This window comes from Hominisplanchenecus sp. (assembly GCF_046967715.1).
Lineage (GTDB): Bacteria > Bacillota > Clostridia > Lachnospirales > Lachnospiraceae > Hominisplanchenecus > Hominisplanchenecus faecis.
The window spans coordinates 1-16,814 of record NZ_JBKVNQ010000003.1 but is presented as its reverse complement, the minus strand read 5'-3'; the positions used below and the strand labels follow the sequence as shown (position 1 = coordinate 16,814).

Here is a 16,814-nt window from a genome sequence, read left to right as displayed (position 1 = left end):
TTTTGAAAGGCATGTGAAAAGCAGAAATTTGTTGAGTCCGGACAAAAAGAGTGGTAGAATAAAAGACAGTCATAGTGATACAAAAGGAGTGATAGCATATGACGATTGATGAATTATTGGGGCTGCTTGATATGCAGGAAGAGATTTTGCAGTTTTCTCACTTTACAAATGCAGATGCATGGGAGGTGGGTAACTGTATCGTGGCGGAAGCAATCAAAAGAAAACTTCCGGTGGCAGTCAGTATCCGTCTGAATAACGGGCTGACGGTATTTCAGTATGCATCTGACAGTGTGAACCTTCAGAGCGAACGGTGGCTTCAGCGAAAAATGAATACCGTGCGTACCTTAGAGAGAAGTTCCCTTTATACGAGTGTGCTTCTGCGTAAAAGTGAAGAGACGCTCGCAGACTGGTATCTTGATGAGAAAGATTACGCAGCCTGCGGAGGAGGATTTCCGATCCGCATCGAAGAAGTAGGTGTGATCGGAGCCATTCTGGTCGAAGGGCAGGATCATTTTTCTGATCACGATCTGATCGTAAAGAGCATCAGCCGTTATCTGCATATTGATGAAGTTCCACGCATCCGCACGCAAATGTTTTAAAATCATCCGGAATCGGGGCAGTAAAATCCATGGGCTTTCCACTGATCGGGTGGCAGAAAGTCAGCCGACAAGAGTGGAGAGCCTGTCTTTTTATAAGCCGGTAATCCGGATTGTAAAGATAGTCTCCGGGAAGCGGGTGGCCGATGTGGTTCATATGAACCCGGATCTGATGCGTACGTCCCGTTTCCAGCTGTAAAAGCACAAGAGAATAAAAACCGTCAAATTTAAGCAGGCGATAATGCGTTATTGCCCGTTCACCATGGACAAAATCAACCTGCCGCAGGATGGCAGAATCACAGGCTCTTGCGATCGGTGCATCGATCGTACCACATTTTGGAATCTCTCCTGTAGCGATGGCAAGATACTGCCGGTGGATCTTACGTTCTGCACTCATTCTGGAGAGCAGGGCACCGCTTAAACGGTTTTTGGCCAGGATCAGAAGTCCGGTGGTATCACGGTCCAGTCGGTTGATGCAGCGATAAACAAAGGTTTCTCCTTTTTGCCCAAAATACCAGGCAGCAGCGTTGGCGAGTGTATTCTCATAATTATGGATCGATGGATGGATCGGCATATCCGATGGTTTATTGATGATCATCAGATCTTCATCTTCATAGACAACCGGAAAAGGAAGGTTTACAGGAACGATATGTTCCGACGGTGTTTCTTCCGGTATCACAATGGTCAGCCGGTCATCCGGCTGAAGGACATAGTTCATATAAACGCCTAAACCGTTTACAAGAACCGTGTCGTCGGTATGCTTCAGACAGGTCAGAATGTGGCGGGAATAGCCGTGATTTCTCAGGTAATCCGTTATTTTTGTGCCGGATTCTTCGGCAGATATGGAGTAAACAAATGTACGTGTCATAGAAAATCCTTTCAGAGTTACTTTTTGTAAAACTAAAGAAGAGTATAGGGCACAAATTTTTGCTTGTCAAAGAAAAGATGAAAAAGAAAGGAAAAAGTAAGAAATGGAACGAGAGAAGTTTGGTTCAAGACTTGGTTTTATCTTGATCTCGGCAGGATGTGCCATCGGTCTTGGAAATGTATGGAGGTTTCCGTACATTGTTGGAAAGTACGGAGGAGCGGCGTTTGTACTGATCTACCTGGCGTTTCTTCTGATCCTCGGTCTGCCGGTCATGGTAGCTGAGTTTGCGGTCGGACGTGCGAGTCAGAAAAGTGCAGCCTGTTCGTTTGATGTTCTGGAGCCGAAAGGAACGAAATGGCACTTGTATAAATATGGTGCGATCGCCGGAAATTATTTGCTGATGATGTTCTACACAACGATCGCTGGATGGATGATCCTGTATTTTGTGAAGATGGCAACGGGACAGTTTGATGGCTTAAATTCCGATCAGGTAGGGGAGGCCTTCAGTCATATGCTCGGACAGCCGGTACTGATGACGGTATTTATGGCGATCGCTGTTTTGCTTTGCTTCGGCATTTGTGCAAAAGGTCTTCAGAAAGGTGTGGAGCGTATCACAAAAGTGATGATGGTATGTCTGCTCTCCCTGATGGTCGTTCTGGCAGTTCGTTCGGTCCTGCTTCCGGGCGGACAGGAAGGACTGAAGTTCTATCTGTATCCAGATTTCGGAAAAGTAAAAGAAGCTGGGATCGGTGAAGTGGTCTATGCTGCGATGGGACAGGCATTCTTTACACTCAGTATCGGAATCGGGGCACTGGCTATCTTTGGAAGCTACATTGGAAAAGAGCGTGCCCTGACAGGCGAGGCAGTCAGCATCTGTGTGCTGGATACCTTTGTGGCACTGATGTCAGGACTGATCATTTTTCCGTCCTGTTTTGCCTACAATGTGCAGCCGGACAGCGGCCCGAGCCTGATCTTTATCACACTGCCGAATGTATTTAACGCCATGGCAGGAGGAAGATTGTGGGGTACGTTATTCTTTCTGTTTATGACATTTGCATCCTTATCTACGGTTATCGCCGTTTTTGAAAATATCATTTCTTTTATTATGGATCTGAAAGGATGGGATCGCAAAAAGGCGGTTTTGATCAATCTGGTCGGTGTACTGGTTCTTTCTATGCCATGCGTGCTTGGCTATAATGTATGGAGCGGTATCACACCACTTGGAGCTGGAAGCACGATCCTGGATCTGGAGGACTTTATTGTCAGCAACAATCTGCTGCCACTTGGAAGTCTTGTCTACCTGCTGTTCTGTACGACGAAGCTTGGATGGGGATATGAGAATTTCCTCAAAGAGACGAATACCGGAAAAGGTATGAAATTCCCAAGACAGATCGCGTTTTATGTGAAATACATTTTGCCGCTGATCGTCCTGTTTATCTTTGTGATGGGATATTATACAAAATTCTTTGCATAAAAAGATACCTGGTTAAACGGTCTTTTGAACTGGCATCATGGTGTCACACATTATAGAAAAAGTGACAGATTCACAATCGAAATCTGTCACTTTTTCTATGAGCAATTATGCAAGATTGTACAAATGTTTTATTCACGGACCAGTATTTTTTCAATCTCCAGAATGTACATGGTATGATAATCTTTCTGAGGATACCATTTTTCGTCAAGAGATGAATCGATAAAGCATTCTGGTCTGTATTCCTGTGCATAGAGTTTTTTGCCTGTGATCACGGTATTTGCTTCGGCAAAATACGGAACATCGTCCGTGTGAGCTACGGTAAGACCGCTTTTGGCAATCTTGTCTTCGTCTCTTCCGGATACGGAGCCAAGATAGCTGAGTGTCTTGCGGTACTCTTCATCAAGAACAGAGAGAGAAAGCTTATCGGAAGCGTCGATAAATTCTTTTGTATAACGTTGCGGACGGATCACGATAAAGGCCACGTTTCTGCCCCACATCACACCGACACCGCCCCAGGAAGCAGTCATGGTGTTTGCTTTTCCGTCTTTTTCGGCTGTTACGAGCAGCCATTCTTTTCCAATCATCTGAAATGGATTTTTCTGAAGTTCTTCTGGTTTGATCTTTTTAAAACTCATAGTATATACCTCCAGGTTATTTTGATTTTACTTTATTCCAAAGTTCATTATACACCTCATCGTTCTTTGTGCCAAGATACTGAAACGTTTCCAGATTTGGTACAGTGGAAAGATCCGGGAAAGCGATCTTGCTGTTGCGGATGCTTTCATCCTCGATCAGTTCGCGTGCTGCGGTGTTTGGCGTTGAGTAGGTAATGTATTCAAAATTCATCAGGGCGATATCCGGGCGGCAGAGGAAGTTGATAAATTTCTCAGCATTTTCCTTGTGCTCGGCATTTTTCGGGATCACCCAGGAATCGATCCAGAGATTGCTTCCCTCTTTCGGGATCACGTACTCCAGATTCGAGTTTTCCTGCTGGGTGTAGATGGCTTCACCGGAATAAATGACACCGATCGCTGCTTCATTTCCAATCATTTTGTCACGGACCTGATCGATGACATATGCCTGTACCAGCGGTTTCTGGCGGGTCAGCAGGTCTTTAGCTTCGTTCAGTTCATCCAGATCCGTGGAATTTAAGGAGTAGCCGAGGTATTTGAGTGCCACGCCAAATGCGTCACGGACGGAATCCTGCATCAGGATGTTGTCTTTGTATTTCTCATCCCACAGAACACTCCAGCTGTCGATCGGCTCATCTACCATGGTCTTATTATAGAGGATACCAACGGTACCCCAGCAGTACGGAACCGAGTATTTGTTTTCCGGATCAAACTCTTTTGAACGTTCCAGATAGTCTTTGCCGATGTTTTTGATATTCGGAATATTGTCAAAATTGATTTCGGCGAGCAGGTCATTCTCCCTCATTCTCTGGATCATATAGTCTGAAGGACATACCAGATCATAGGCAATGGCACCGGAACTGATCTTCGGATACATGATCTCGTTTGTCTCAAATTCTTCATATACAACATCAATGCCGGTTTCTTCTTCAAACAGGGTGATGACATCCGGATCCATGTATTCGCCCCAGTTGTAGACGATCAGTTTTTCTTTTGTCAGCATCTGACCCTTGGAAGCATAGTAAATACCGCCTCCGACAAATACCAGGCAGATCGCGACAGGGATCACACGTTTGATCAGGATCCTGCCGGCTCTGGAACGGCGGCGGACGTGTTTTCTGGTTGCCGCTGTCTCTGCGTCCTTTTTCGGTGATACGTTGACCAGGATCAGAAGTACCAGAACCGTAACAAACAGCAGGGTAGAAAGTGCGTACATTTCCGGTTTGATGCCCTTACGCACTTCTGAATAGATTTTGGTAGAAAGGGTATCCACACCGGGACCTTTTGTAAAATGTGTGATCACAAAATCATCCAGTGACATGGTAAACGCCAGCATAAAACCGGAGAGCACACCCGGCAGAATGTCAGGAAACGTCACTTTAAAAAAGGCATAAAGAGGAGAAGCCCCAAGATCCAGTGCCGCCTCATAAGTACGTCGGCTCGTCTGTCGCAGTTTCGGTGCCACACTCAGTATGACATAAGGTATATTGAACGTGATATGGGCGATCAGAATTGTTCCGAATCCAAGCGTAACGTGAAAGGCAATAAATAAAAGCATCAGAGAAACACCCATCACGATCTCTGCATTCATCATCGGGATGTTGGTCAGCCCGGAATATAAAGTACGCCATTTCTGTTTCATGCTATGGATCGCGATCGCTGCGGCTGTTCCGATCACGGTTGCGATCACGGCTGCGAGCAGGGAGATGATCAAAGTGGTGTAAAGTGCATTCATGATCTGTTCATTCTGAAAAAGGCTGCTGTACCATTTCAGAGTAAATCCGCCCCATTTTGCCCTGGTCTTTGAATTATTGAAAGACAGCACGATCAGAGTGAGGATCGGTGCGTAGAGCAGGATGAAGATCAGGGCAAGATATATTTTTTCGAGATATTTCTTTATCAAAACGAAGAGCCCTCCCCTTCTTTGTCATATTTTGCTACCAGTGCCATGCTGGCAATGATAAATACCATCAGGACCATGGAAAGTCCGCTTCCGACGTGCCAGTTGCTGTTTTGCTTGAAAGACTGTTCGATGACATTGCCGATCAGCAGGATCTTGCCTCCGCCGAGAAGATCGGAAATAACGAAAGTTGTCAGAGCCGGTACAAATACCATCGTAATGCCGCTGATGATGCCGGGGATGCTCAGTGGCAGTATGATTTTTAAAAAAGTATAAGAAGAGCTTGCTCCAAGGTCTCTTGCTGCATTGATGACATCACGGTCGATCTTGATCAGTACATTGTAGATCGGCAGCACCATAAAAGGCAGAAAATTGTAAACCATGCCAAGAATGATCGCCCAAGGAGTGTTGATGATCTCCAGTGCCGGGAGATGCACAAAAGAAAGGATGCTGTTGATCACACCGTTTTTTTCCAGAAGCGTCTGCCATGCCATGGTGCGGAGCAGGAAATTCATCCACATCGGAAGAATGAAAATCAGCACGATAAAACTGGACTGATTGACATTCTTGCTGCTTAAGATCATGGCAAGCGGATAGGCAAGCAGCAGACAGATCGCTGTACTCACGAAAGAGAGGAGCAGTGACATGCCAAGTGCCTTTAAATTTTCCTGTGTGGTGATCTGGGCAAGATTTGCAAAAGTGATACTGCCTTCATCATTTGTCATGGCATAGTAGAAGACCACCAGCAGAGGGATCACGACAAAAGAAATCGACCAGAACAAGTACGGCCCTGCAAGATAACGTTTATTCTTCAATGTTGACGGCCTCCTCATCTTCAGATTCCGGTTTTTTCATGATCTGGATATCAAAAGGATCTACATGGATGGAAACCTGTGTGCCGACCGGGAACATCTTGGTTCTGTGCACCAGCCAGTCGTATTCATTTGCACGGACTTCCATTTCATAATGAACGCCTTTGAAGATCAGATGCGTGACAACACCGTCAATGCTTCCTTCACCCGGTTTGCGAAGGCAGATATCTTCCGGACGGATCACGACATCGACCGGTTTGTTCTGTCCGAATCCTTCGTCCACGCAGGCAAACGGAACACCAAGTATTTTTACCAGACGGTCTTTTAACATCAGGCTCGGAATGATGTTGCTCTCACCGATAAAGTCAGCGACAAAAGCATTTTCCGGTTCATTGTAAATACGCTCCGGCGTGCCAATCTGCTGAATATAGCCCTGATTCATAACCACGATCGTGTCAGACATGGTAAGTGCCTCTTCCTGATCGTGTGTTACATAAATAAAAGTAATGCCAAGTTCGTTTTTGAGGCGGATCAGTTCATACTGCATATCCTGACGCAGTTTCAGATCCAGGGCACCGAGCGGTTCATCCAGAAGAAGTACTTTCGGTTCATTTACAATCGCACGGGCAATCGCAATACGCTGTTGCTGGCCGCCGCTTAAAGAATCCGGCATACGGTTTTCATATCCGTCCAGATTGACAAGCTTTAAGGCATACTTGATCTTATCATAAATATACTGTTTGCTTTTTTTCTTGATCTTCAGGCCAAACGCAATATTTTCGGCAATAGTCATGTGGGTAAACAGTGCATATTTCTGAAAAACGGTATTCAGCTGCCTTTTATTAGGCGGAAGATTCGTAATATCTTCACCGTCAAAGATTACCTGACCGCAGTCGGGAGTTTCAAATCCGCCCAGAATACGAAGCGTCGTTGTTTTGCCGCAGCCGCTTGGACCAAGCAGGGTCAGAAATTCATTTTCACGGATATAAAGGTTCAGATCATCCAGAACGGTCTGTGTACCGTAGGATTTTGAAATGTTGATAAAATCAATCAGCTTGTTGCTCATGCTTTATACCTCCAGTCTGAGTTTGTTTTTTAGTGAAGCACCTCCTAATCTTACAACAAAAAAAGGCCGTCTGCAGTGCTTTCTGCGAACATCGGGCATCTTGCCGGATATAGCGCAGAGTGCTTACGCAGTGACCTCTTTGCTTCCAAAAATATCATACACGTATCGATAAAAAATTGCAATATCTTTTTTGTGCAAAATGTTTTAATTTGTCTTAACAAATCAAAAAAAATATGGTAAAATAAAAACAAGACTGACAAGTTAAAGGAGGATTACAGATGAGTAAGGATAAGTATGTTGCATATGTCGGAACTTATACACACGGAAGCAGTATTGGTATCCATGTATACGACCTGGACGTAGAAAATGGTTACATGACAGAACGCGAAGTCGTTCCGGTAAATAACGCATCTCATGTGGCAAAATCCAACAATGGAAAATATCTGTATTCGATTGCAGATGAAGGTGTTGAAGTCCTGAAGATCAAAGAGGACGGCGGACTGGAACCAATCAACAAAGTCGGTATTGACGGTATGAGAGGATGTTTCCTTTCAACAGACAAAGAAGGAAAATTCCTTTTTGTTTGCGGCTACCATGACGGCAAGATCACAGTGGTGCGTATCAAAGAAGACGGAAGTCTTGGAGAAGTGCTCGACGGCATTTTCCATCAGGGACTCGGCAGCGTTGCAGAGCGAAATTTCCGCCCGCGTGTCACCTGTGCGATGATCACACCGGACGATAAATATCTGTGCGTGGTAGACAATGGTATTGACCAGATCAAAGTCTATACGGTAAATCAGACGAACGGTAAACTGAAACTCTATGATATCATCCGCTGCGAACTGGAGTCCGGACCGCGTCTGATCCGTTTCAGCAGAGACGGACGTTTCGCTTATGTGAACTGCGAGCTGACCAACGAAGTGCTGGTCTATGCATACGATGCGAGCGGAGAGGGCGGCAAATTCGAACAGATTCAGAAAGTGGACATCTCCGACAGCAAAGACCACTATGGATGTGCTTCTTCCGGACTGCGTATCGCACCGAGCGGCAAATATCTCTACTGCACCACAGCAGGTTCTGAGACAGCCGGCGTGTTTAAAATTGATCCAGAGACAGGTATGCTTTCCAAGATCTGTATTCTTCCGATCAGCGGAAAGTATCCAAAAGATATTGCTGTATTCCCGGATGAGAAGACCATGGTCGTGCTGAACCATGAGTCCAATGAGATCCGCTTCTTCACGGTGGATTACGAAAAGGGTCTGCTTTATATGAAAGGAAGACCGATCAAGATCGATACGCCGAACTGTATCCTGATCTCCAAAGCCGGACAGCCGGATTAAGGACGGACACCGGATCAAAGGGATTCAGAAAAACATAAAGAATATAAAAAATACCGACTTTCTCTGAAATAAGATTGAAAAATCAAAAAACAGAAAGTCGGTATTTTTATGTAATGCCTTTCGAATCATACAGAAAGGATTCATGATCTTATATGCTTTTTCAGCATTTTATTTACGGAAAAATCGCTCCAGATTTGTCATGTTGGAAGTAATGCTGCACATCAGCATATCGACCAGCGTGATCGCAGCCATGGATTCAACGACAACAACGGCACGCGGTACGATGACCGGATCGTGGCGGCCTTTTACAGAAATCTGTCTGCTGCCTCCGTCTTTTGTAATGGTGGACTGTTCTCTTGAGATCGAAGGCGTCGGTTTGACGGATACACGCAAAAGGATGTCACTTCCGTCGCTGATGCCGCCCAGGATACCGCCGGAGTGGTTGGTAAGCTTGATGATCTTTCCATCCGGATCCCTTGTATACTGGTCATTGTTTGTATGACCGAGTGCATGGGCAACTGCCGTGCCGTCACCGATTTCGAAAGCCTTTACGGCACCGATCGATAAAATCGCTTTGCCCAGGTTGGCACTTAATTTTTCAAATACCGGTTCACCGATACCGGCCGGCATATTCTGGATCACGCACTCAATGCTTCCGCCGCTGGAATCTTCATTTTTCATACATTCTTCAAGAAATTCCCCTGCTTTTTTTGCTGCGTCGGCATCCGGCATATAAAAAGGATTTTCCATGATCACACTGCGGTCAAAGCAGGCCGGATCTGCGGTGATGTCACCGATCGATTTTGTGTAAGTTAAAATCTTTATGCCGAGCTGATCAAGAATCTTGCAGGCGATTGCAGCTACAACGGCCCAAGACTCCTCCGCCGCGTCGGAAACCATATTTCAGATCAAGGTCAGATCAGCCCGGGCGGTAGTAAAGCGATCTCACTGTAGTCTTTGGAACGCTGATTCTGATTGCGTACCAGCATGGAAATCGGCGTTCCGGTTGTCTTTCCTTCAAAAACACCGGAGAGGATCTCAACCGCATCATCCTCTTTTCGCGGAGTCGTGTAACGACTCTGTCCAGGTTTCCTGCGGTTTAAAAATTTTTGGATATCGTCCTCGCAAAGCGAAAGACCGGCAGGGCATCCGTCCACAACGACACCGACGCCGGCACCGTGAGATTCGCCCCATGTAGTTATTTTAAATAAAGTTCCAAATGTAGAACCTGCCATAAAATTACCTCCTAAGTAAAATAAGATGTCGGGACCAAAAGACAGCTGCCCCATACCGGATGCCTGAAAACAGTTCTGTTACAGAGTTACAGAGAAATTTTCTCACTTTTAAATATCCCATATCATCATTTTGAGGTTATTATAATGAAAGATTTCAGAAAATTCAATAGAAAGTTGGAAATAGTGGAAAGCCTTGGAGGCTATCGTTTGCCGAATATCTGTGAACAGCAGCAGGCTGTGCTTCATATAATAGAGCGAGCAGAAAGCAATCGTGGAGCTGACAGAGAATGGACAATGCAAAAACATGTCGTTTTGGATTTATTCATGTGATCGAGCAGGGAGATACTTTATATAAACTAGGAAAGAGATATGGTGTAACCGTTTCGGCCCTTCTGTTTGCCAATCCCTGGGTAAACGTATACAATCTGCAGATCGGAGATGAACTGTGCATTCCGGATTTCGGATGCCGAAGATGCAAAGAGACAAAAGGGGAAAATTTGGATAAGAAAAGAGCGGATGAAATGCAGAGCCTTTCATAATCTAAAGTGTTTGTAAACTTTGTGAAAAATCAGGCACTTTGATTGACAAAAGATACAATCAAATTTATAATAGATTCGGCATTGACAGGCAGGCGGGACAGAGCATTTTTGTCCCGTGAAAGCTTGCAGAACACACGATGCGGAAAGGAAGATGAAAGAACTTTTATGAACTTTTTAAACAAAATGGAACGTAAATTCGGACGGTATGCCATACACAATCTGTCCACGTACATCATCGGAGCTTATGTTATCGGTTATTTTCTGTATTTCCTGGCACCGGGTGTACTGTATAACTATTTAAGCCTTGAGCCGTATTATATCTTAAGAGGGCAGATCTGGAGACTGATCACCTGGGTTTTAATTCCGCCGGAATCACCTGGTATTTTTACGATCATCATGCTGATGCTGTATTATTCTCTTGGCAATTCACTGGAGCAGACCTGGGGGGCGTTCCGGTATAATGCTTATATTTTTTCAGGAATTATTTCGACAATTATCGGAGCATTTATCTTATATGCTGTGATGGGCGGAAATATCGTGTTCGGGCAGGCACTGTTTTCCACATATTATATCAATATGTCCATTTTTCTGGCGTTTGCAGTCTGCTATCCGAATATGGAGTTGCTGTTGTATTTTATCATACCGATCAAGGTCAAATGGTTTGGGATTCTTTACGGAGCTTTCATTGTCCTTTCCTTCCTTCAGACAAACTGGGCTGGAAGAGTGGCGATCATTGCATCCATGTTCAATTTCATCCTGTTTTTCCTGATGACGAGAAATTACAACAAGGTTTCACCAAAAGAAATCCGTCGGAAGCAAAATTTCAAAAGGCAGACCAGTCAGTCAGGCAGATCCGGTATTACCAAGCACAAGTGTGCGATCTGCGGCAGAACCGAGCTGGACGGTGATGATCTCGAATTTCGTTTCTGTTCCAAATGCGACGGAAATTATGAGTATTGCCAGGATCATCTGTTTACGCACAAACATATCAAAAAATAAAAATGTGGTCAGGCCGCAAAGCGGCAGCAGGAGGAATAATGAAGAAAACAAAGATTATCTGTACAATGGGACCAAGAACGATGGACAAGATCATTCTCAAAGAACTGATCGCAGGCGGAATGAACGTGGCACGTTTCAATTTTTCTCATGGAAGCTACGAAGAACATGCTGAGCGTATCGCACTGGTGCGTCAGGTTTCCGAACAGCTTGGCATTCCGGTTGCACTGATGCTGGATACGAAAGGACCGGAGATTCGTACCGGGCTTCTCAAAGACGGCAAGAAAGTATCTCTGGAGCAGGGAAAGGAATTTACACTGTATACAGAAGAGCGAGAAGGCGATGAAACAGGATGTTCCATCACCTATCAGCAGCTTGTCTACGATGTGAGAAAGGGTGACACGATCCTGATCGATGACGGTCTGATCGGTCTGGAAGTACAGCGTGTTTCTGCCGACAAGATTGAGTGTATCATCAAAAACGGCGGTGAGCTGGGTGAGCGAAAAGGCGTCAATGTTCCAAATGTAAAAATACATCTTCCGGGTGTGACACAGAAAGACAGAGAAGATATTCTGTTTGGTATTGAACAGGGTGTGGATTATATCGCAGCCTCCTTTGTACGAAACAGTGACTGCATCATGGATATCCGCGAGATCCTGGAAGATAATCACGGCAGAGATATCGGCATTATTGCCAAGATCGAAAATGCAGAAGGTGTGGAAAATATTGATGAGATCCTGGATGCGGCAGACGGCATCATGGTTGCACGAGGGGATCTCGGCGTGGAGATCCCGGCAGACCAGGTTCCGCATATCCAGAAGAAGATCATCCACAAATGCAACCGCAAATGTAAACCGGTTGTCACTGCAACACAGATGCTGGATTCGATGATCCGCAATCCGCGTCCGACCAGAGCAGAGGCCGGTGATGTGGCAAATGCGATCTACGACGGCAGTGATGCGATCATGCTTTCCGGAGAGACCGCAATGGGCAAATATCCGGTAGAAGCAGTCCGCATGATGGCAAAGATCGCAGAGACGACAGAAGCTCATCTGGATTACTCCAATCTTCAGAAATTAAATAAAAAACAGCGTAAAAAAGATATTTCCATGGCAGTTGGATTTGCAAGTGTGTCCACAGCTGAGATCCTTAAAGCATCCTGTCTGGTTGTTCCGACCATGACCGGCTACACGGCAAGGATGATCTCCAGCCTGCGTCCGAAGACACCAATCTATGCGATCTCTCCAAGTGAGCAGGCAGTCCGCAGGATGCAGCTTTACTGGGGTGTCTATGCGATGCCGGGTGAAACAGAAGACAGCACAAGGCATATGATCACCAACTCCATGAAGATCATTTTACGCCGCAAACTGATTAAGAAAGGAGAACTGGCTGTATTTACAGCGGGCGATCCGGCAACCAACATGGTATCTGGCCGTGGACGTTCCACAAATGTAATGCAGGTGGTTGAGGCAAAATAGGCGATGACAAAGTCGAAGAAGAGAAGAGGAGTTGCACTTGGTGCAGCTCTTCTTATGATTATTTTAGAAATACTGGCAGTAAAAGGCGATGGATTTCAGCTGGCAAAAGCAGGACTGGCACTGCTCCTTGCAATCCTGGCGGGCGGTTTTATCGCCTGGGATTTTAAAATACCAAAGAAATTAAGCCCGATCGTGTTTCTGGCACTTCCGGCGGCAGCCTTGTGCTGCATGGAGTTTTTTACCCATGTGCCATGGGATCTGACACCGTTAATCTTTTTTTTGAACTACCTGTTTTATCTGGTGTTATATCTGATCGTAACAGCAGTATCCGGCAATATGAGATGGGGAGCTATGCTTACACCGGTTTTTCCGGCTCTGGCAGGGACAGTCAACTATTTTGTGGTCAGTTTTCGTTCTTCTCCAATCGTGCCCTGGGATCTGTATTCGCTTCGCACGGCAGCAAGCGTGGCAGATAATTATACGCTGGATGTTTCCTGGCGGCTGTATTTTGTACTTATGGGATTTCTGTGGCTCGCGATCCTCGGAGAAAAGATGCGCTTTCCCTTTGGAAATGTGAAAAAACGCCTGCTCTCCGTTGCAGTATCTTTGGTACTGATGTTTGCTTTTGTCAGCTATGTGCAGACAGAAAACTGTGAGGAAATTTTTGGACTGGATGATATTCTGTTTACGCCAAATGTCCTTTACCGAAACAATGGTTTTATGGTAGCGTATCTTGCCAACTTGCAGTATCTGCATATTGAAAAGCCGCAGGGATATTCCACAGATGCGGCACAGAAGATTGCAGAGGAAACATCCGTTTCATCCGGAGGCGAAGAGAACCATACCGACAAAACGGATATGGAAGATCAGCCAAATATTCTTGTGATCATGAATGAGGCATTTTCAGATCTTTCTGTCTATGGAGACTTTAACACAACGGAAGATTACATGCCGTTCTGGCGGTCCCTGAAAAAGAATACCGTCCGCGGCAATCTCTATGTTTCGGTAAAGGGCGGAAATACGGCAAATACCGAGTTTGAGTTTCTGACCGGAAATACGATGGCATTTCTGCCGACCGGAAGTGTTCCGTATCAGCAGTTTTTAAACGGAGCCATGCCGTCCCTTGCATCACAGCTTGGAAAACTGGGCTATCAGACAGCAGCTCTTCATCCTTATTATTCAACCGGATGGAACCGGGACAAAGTTTATCAGTATCTTGGCTTTGACAGCGAGTATTTCCGGGATACCGGAGACTTTCCGGATGCAACGTTGCTGCGTGGTTGGGTGGATGATGAGTCTGCTTTTGACAAGCTGATCGAGCTTTATGAAGAAAAAGAGGAAGGCAGTCCACTGTTTGCATTTGAAGTAACGATGCAGAACCACGGAGGCTACAGCAAAGAATATGAGGATCTGACAAATGAGATCCAGTTCAGCGATGCCGGCGAAGATCTGCGTTCGGTTCATCAGGTTCAGATCGAGGCAACTGAGAAATATCTGACTCTGATCAAAAAAACCGATGAGGCTTTTGAAAATCTGATCGACTATTTCCAGGATGAGGATGAAAAGACCATCATTCTGATGTTTGGTGATCATCAGCCTGCAGAATATATCACCAACTCTGTTCTGCGTGTTTTAGGAGAAGACACAGCCACGCGAAACGATACAACGGACAAACTGAAAACCAGCTACGAAGTGCCGTTTGTCATGTGGGCGAATTACGACATCGAGGAAAAAGAAGTCGATGCGATCAGTACCAATTATTTGAGTGGTCTGCTGATGGATACTGCCGGACTTGAAAAGACCGGTTATCAGAGCTGGCTGGAAAAACTGCAGCAGCAGTATCCGGTTGTGACAGCGAACTTCTATCAGGGAACAGATGGCACATTTCAGCAGTGGAGCAATGAAAAACAGAGCGGTATTTTGAATGATTATGCAATTTTGCAGTATAATAATCTTGTTGATAAAAAACATCGGATAAAAAATTTCTTTGCAGATATCAGTGAAAAGGCTCTGGAATAATTCAAAAGTGCATACATGCAGGTATTGACAAACAAAGGCTTCCGTATTATATTTTTTACATATTGTTGTCTGACAGAGCAGCGTGCTAAAGTTGCAGATATAAAAAGGAATCTGTCAGCAGCATATTCTGCAGGTGTTCATGCAAGTGAACAGGAAAGGAACGTACCGATGAATAAAAAACCATTTGTGACTTACGATAAACTTCAGGAAATTGTAAAAGAATTTCCGACACCGTTCCATCTTTACGATGAAAAAGGCATCCGCGAAAATGCGAAAGCTTTAAAAGAAGCCTTTGCATGGAACAAGGGATATAAAGAATATTTTGCAGTCAAGGCAACGCCAAACCCGTTTCTGATCCAGATTTTAAGAGAATACGGCTGTGGCTGCGACTGTTCTTCCATGACAGAGCTGATGCTCTCCAAAGCGATCGGTGCAACCGGAGATGACATTATGTTTTCTTCCAACGATACACCGGAACAGGAGTTTGCTTATGCAGCATCTTTGAACGGTATCATCAACCTGGATGATATCACACACATTGAAAAAGTGGAGAAAGCTGTTGGAAAGCTGCCGAAAAAGATGAGCTGTCGCTACAATCCGGGAGGAATCTTTAAGATCAGCAATGACATCATGGATAACCCTGGCGACTCCAAATACGGTATGACAACAGAACAGATCTTCGAAGCATTCCGTATCATGAAAGCAAAAGGTGTGGAAGAGTTTGGTATCCATGCATTTTTGGCAAGCAATACGGTCACAAATGATTATTATCCGCTGCTGGCTCAGAAACTGTTCGAACTGGCAGTACGCCTGAAAGAAGAAGTTGGTGTACACATCGGATTTATCAATCTTTCCGGTGGTGTCGGTATCCCTTATCGCCCGGATCAGGAGCCAAATGACATCCGCGTGATCGGAAAAGGCGTGGAGAAAGTATACAATGAGATTCTGGTTCCGGCAGGCATGGGTGATGTGGCGATCTACACAGAACTTGGCCGTTTTATGATGGGACCTTATGGCTGTCTGGTAACAAAGGCGATCAACGAAAAGCACACCTACAAAGAATACATTGGTGTGGATGCGTGTGCGGTAAATCTGATGCGTCCGGCGATGTACGGTGCTTATCATCATATCACGGTTATGGGTAAAGAAGATCAGCCATGCGACCATATGTACGATGTAACCGGTTCTCTGTGTGAGAATAACGATAAGTTTGCAATCGACCGTATGCTGCCGAAGGTAGATATGGGAGATCTTCTGGTCATCCATGATACCGGTGCACATGGATTTTCCATGGGATATAATTACAACGGCAAATTGAAATCTGCAGAAGTTCTGCTCACAGAAGACGGAGAGGCAAAACTGATCCGCCGTGCAGAGACACCGAAAGATTATTTTGCAACCTTCGACTGCTTTGACTTTTACAAAAAAGTACTGGAGTAATCGATAATTTTACCATGGAGAGAATAAAATGGCAAAATGGATCAAGGTACTGACCGGATGCGTGGTCGCTGTTCTGGTATTCTTTTTGAATGGGATTGAAGCAGGAGAACATCTTCCGGAAAACAGAAAATAGAAAAATCAGCCAGACGCTTTAGACGCAGAGCCAAAGTCACAGATGTGACAGGGAGCTGCATCTGAAGCGTTTTCTGTTTGCTAAATCAGATGTGAGAGGACTTTCGCTTCTAAAGACGGCGAGCAACAAGCTTGTATTCGTGTCGGGATTCGCTCTGGTATTCTTTAAGACTTATGTTATAATAAAGCAAAAGTGCATGCTAGGTTTTGTGTGCGTTCAATGGAAGAATCATTTAGGACAATAAGCGGGAATCCTCGGCAATTCAATTACCGAGATGAAAGTGCAG

General features: G+C 45.1%; 13 protein-coding genes and 1 pseudogene. 8 read left to right on the top strand and 6 right to left on the bottom strand.

From position 1 onward, the window contains the following. Positions 1–98: 98 nt before the first annotated feature. The gene (locus ACLTL4_RS00740; RefSeq protein WP_022118942.1) at positions 99–599 is read left to right on the top strand and encodes a heme-degrading domain-containing protein; all 501 of its coding nucleotides are present in this window, start codon (positions 99–101) and stop codon (positions 597–599) included. Here the strand turns inward: ACLTL4_RS00740 and ACLTL4_RS00735 are convergent. Next, positions 544–1,464, bottom strand: a complete 921-nt coding sequence (locus ACLTL4_RS00735; RefSeq protein WP_173895783.1) for an RluA family pseudouridine synthase — start codon at positions 1,462–1,464, stop codon at positions 544–546. The two genes, ACLTL4_RS00740 and ACLTL4_RS00735, sit on opposite strands and share 56 nt — an antisense overlap. Before the next feature lie 103 nt (positions 1,465–1,567). On the opposite strand from ACLTL4_RS00735, the gene ACLTL4_RS00730 reads away from it, so the two are divergent. Next, entirely contained in the window at positions 1,568–2,938 is a 1,371-nt protein-coding gene (locus ACLTL4_RS00730; RefSeq protein WP_412291221.1) for a sodium-dependent transporter, read from the top strand. Positions 2,939–3,066: 128 nt separating this feature from the next. Here ACLTL4_RS00730 and ACLTL4_RS00725 read toward each other — a convergent pair whose 3' ends face one another. Genes ACLTL4_RS00725 through ACLTL4_RS00710 form a run of 4 tightly spaced genes read right to left on the bottom strand, consistent with a single transcriptional unit; the run spans position 3,067 to position 7,348 of the window. Next, the gene (locus ACLTL4_RS00725) at positions 3,067–3,573 is read right to left on the bottom strand and encodes a flavin reductase family protein (protein ID WP_412291220.1); all 507 of its coding nucleotides are present in this window, start codon (positions 3,571–3,573) and stop codon (positions 3,067–3,069) included. A gap of 16 nt (positions 3,574–3,589) precedes the next feature. Then, a complete protein-coding gene (locus tag ACLTL4_RS00720) occupies positions 3,590–5,473 on the bottom strand; it encodes an extracellular solute-binding protein (protein ID WP_412291219.1) in 1,884 nt (627 codons plus the stop codon). Next, on the bottom strand, positions 5,470–6,285 hold the full coding sequence (locus tag ACLTL4_RS00715; protein WP_412291218.1) for an ABC transporter permease: 816 nt from the start codon (positions 6,283–6,285) through the stop codon (positions 5,470–5,472). The genes ACLTL4_RS00720 and ACLTL4_RS00715 overlap by 4 nt, the downstream gene beginning before the upstream one ends. After that, positions 6,275–7,348, bottom strand: a complete 1,074-nt coding sequence (locus ACLTL4_RS00710; protein WP_412320151.1) for an ABC transporter ATP-binding protein — start codon at positions 7,346–7,348, stop codon at positions 6,275–6,277. The genes ACLTL4_RS00715 and ACLTL4_RS00710 overlap by 11 nt, the downstream gene beginning before the upstream one ends. 278 nt (positions 7,349–7,626) lie before the next feature. Between ACLTL4_RS00710 and ACLTL4_RS00705 the strand changes: the two genes are divergently transcribed. Beyond that, entirely contained in the window at positions 7,627–8,688 is a 1,062-nt protein-coding gene (locus tag ACLTL4_RS00705; protein ID WP_173866001.1) for a lactonase family protein, read from the top strand. Positions 8,689–8,856: 168 nt separating this feature from the next. Here ACLTL4_RS00705 and aroC read toward each other — a convergent pair. Beyond that, positions 8,857–9,923: pseudogene (gene aroC, locus ACLTL4_RS00700) on the bottom strand (chorismate synthase). 287 nt (positions 9,924–10,210) lie between these two features. On the opposite strand from aroC, the gene ACLTL4_RS00695 reads away from it, so the two are divergent. The 5 genes from ACLTL4_RS00695 to ACLTL4_RS00675 all read left to right on the top strand — a co-directional run bounded on the left by ACLTL4_RS00695 (position 10,211) and on the right by ACLTL4_RS00675 (position 16,395). Then, positions 10,211–10,462: a LysM peptidoglycan-binding domain-containing protein gene (locus tag ACLTL4_RS00695; protein ID WP_173895774.1), complete on the top strand. Its 252-nt coding sequence runs from the start codon at positions 10,211–10,213 to the stop codon at positions 10,460–10,462. Between the two features lie 165 nt (positions 10,463–10,627). Next, positions 10,628–11,461 (top strand): hypothetical protein, encoded by an 834-nt coding sequence (locus tag ACLTL4_RS00690; protein ID WP_147631571.1) that lies wholly within the window; start codon positions 10,628–10,630, stop codon positions 11,459–11,461. A 38-nt stretch (positions 11,462–11,499) separates the two neighbouring features. Further along, positions 11,500–12,936 (top strand): pyruvate kinase, encoded by a 1,437-nt coding sequence (pyk, locus tag ACLTL4_RS00685; protein ID WP_022118664.1) that lies wholly within the window; start codon positions 11,500–11,502, stop codon positions 12,934–12,936. Positions 12,937–12,939: 3 nt separating this feature from the next. Then, positions 12,940–14,955 carry an LTA synthase family protein gene (locus tag ACLTL4_RS00680; RefSeq protein ID WP_173895772.1) on the top strand — a complete coding sequence of 672 codons (2,016 nt, stop codon included), beginning with the start codon at positions 12,940–12,942 and terminating at the stop codon, positions 14,953–14,955. Between the two features lie 168 nt (positions 14,956–15,123). Then, the gene (locus tag ACLTL4_RS00675) at positions 15,124–16,395 is read left to right on the top strand and encodes a diaminopimelate decarboxylase (protein ID WP_173867048.1); all 1,272 of its coding nucleotides are present in this window, start codon (positions 15,124–15,126) and stop codon (positions 16,393–16,395) included. Positions 16,396–16,814: the final 419 nt, after the last annotated feature.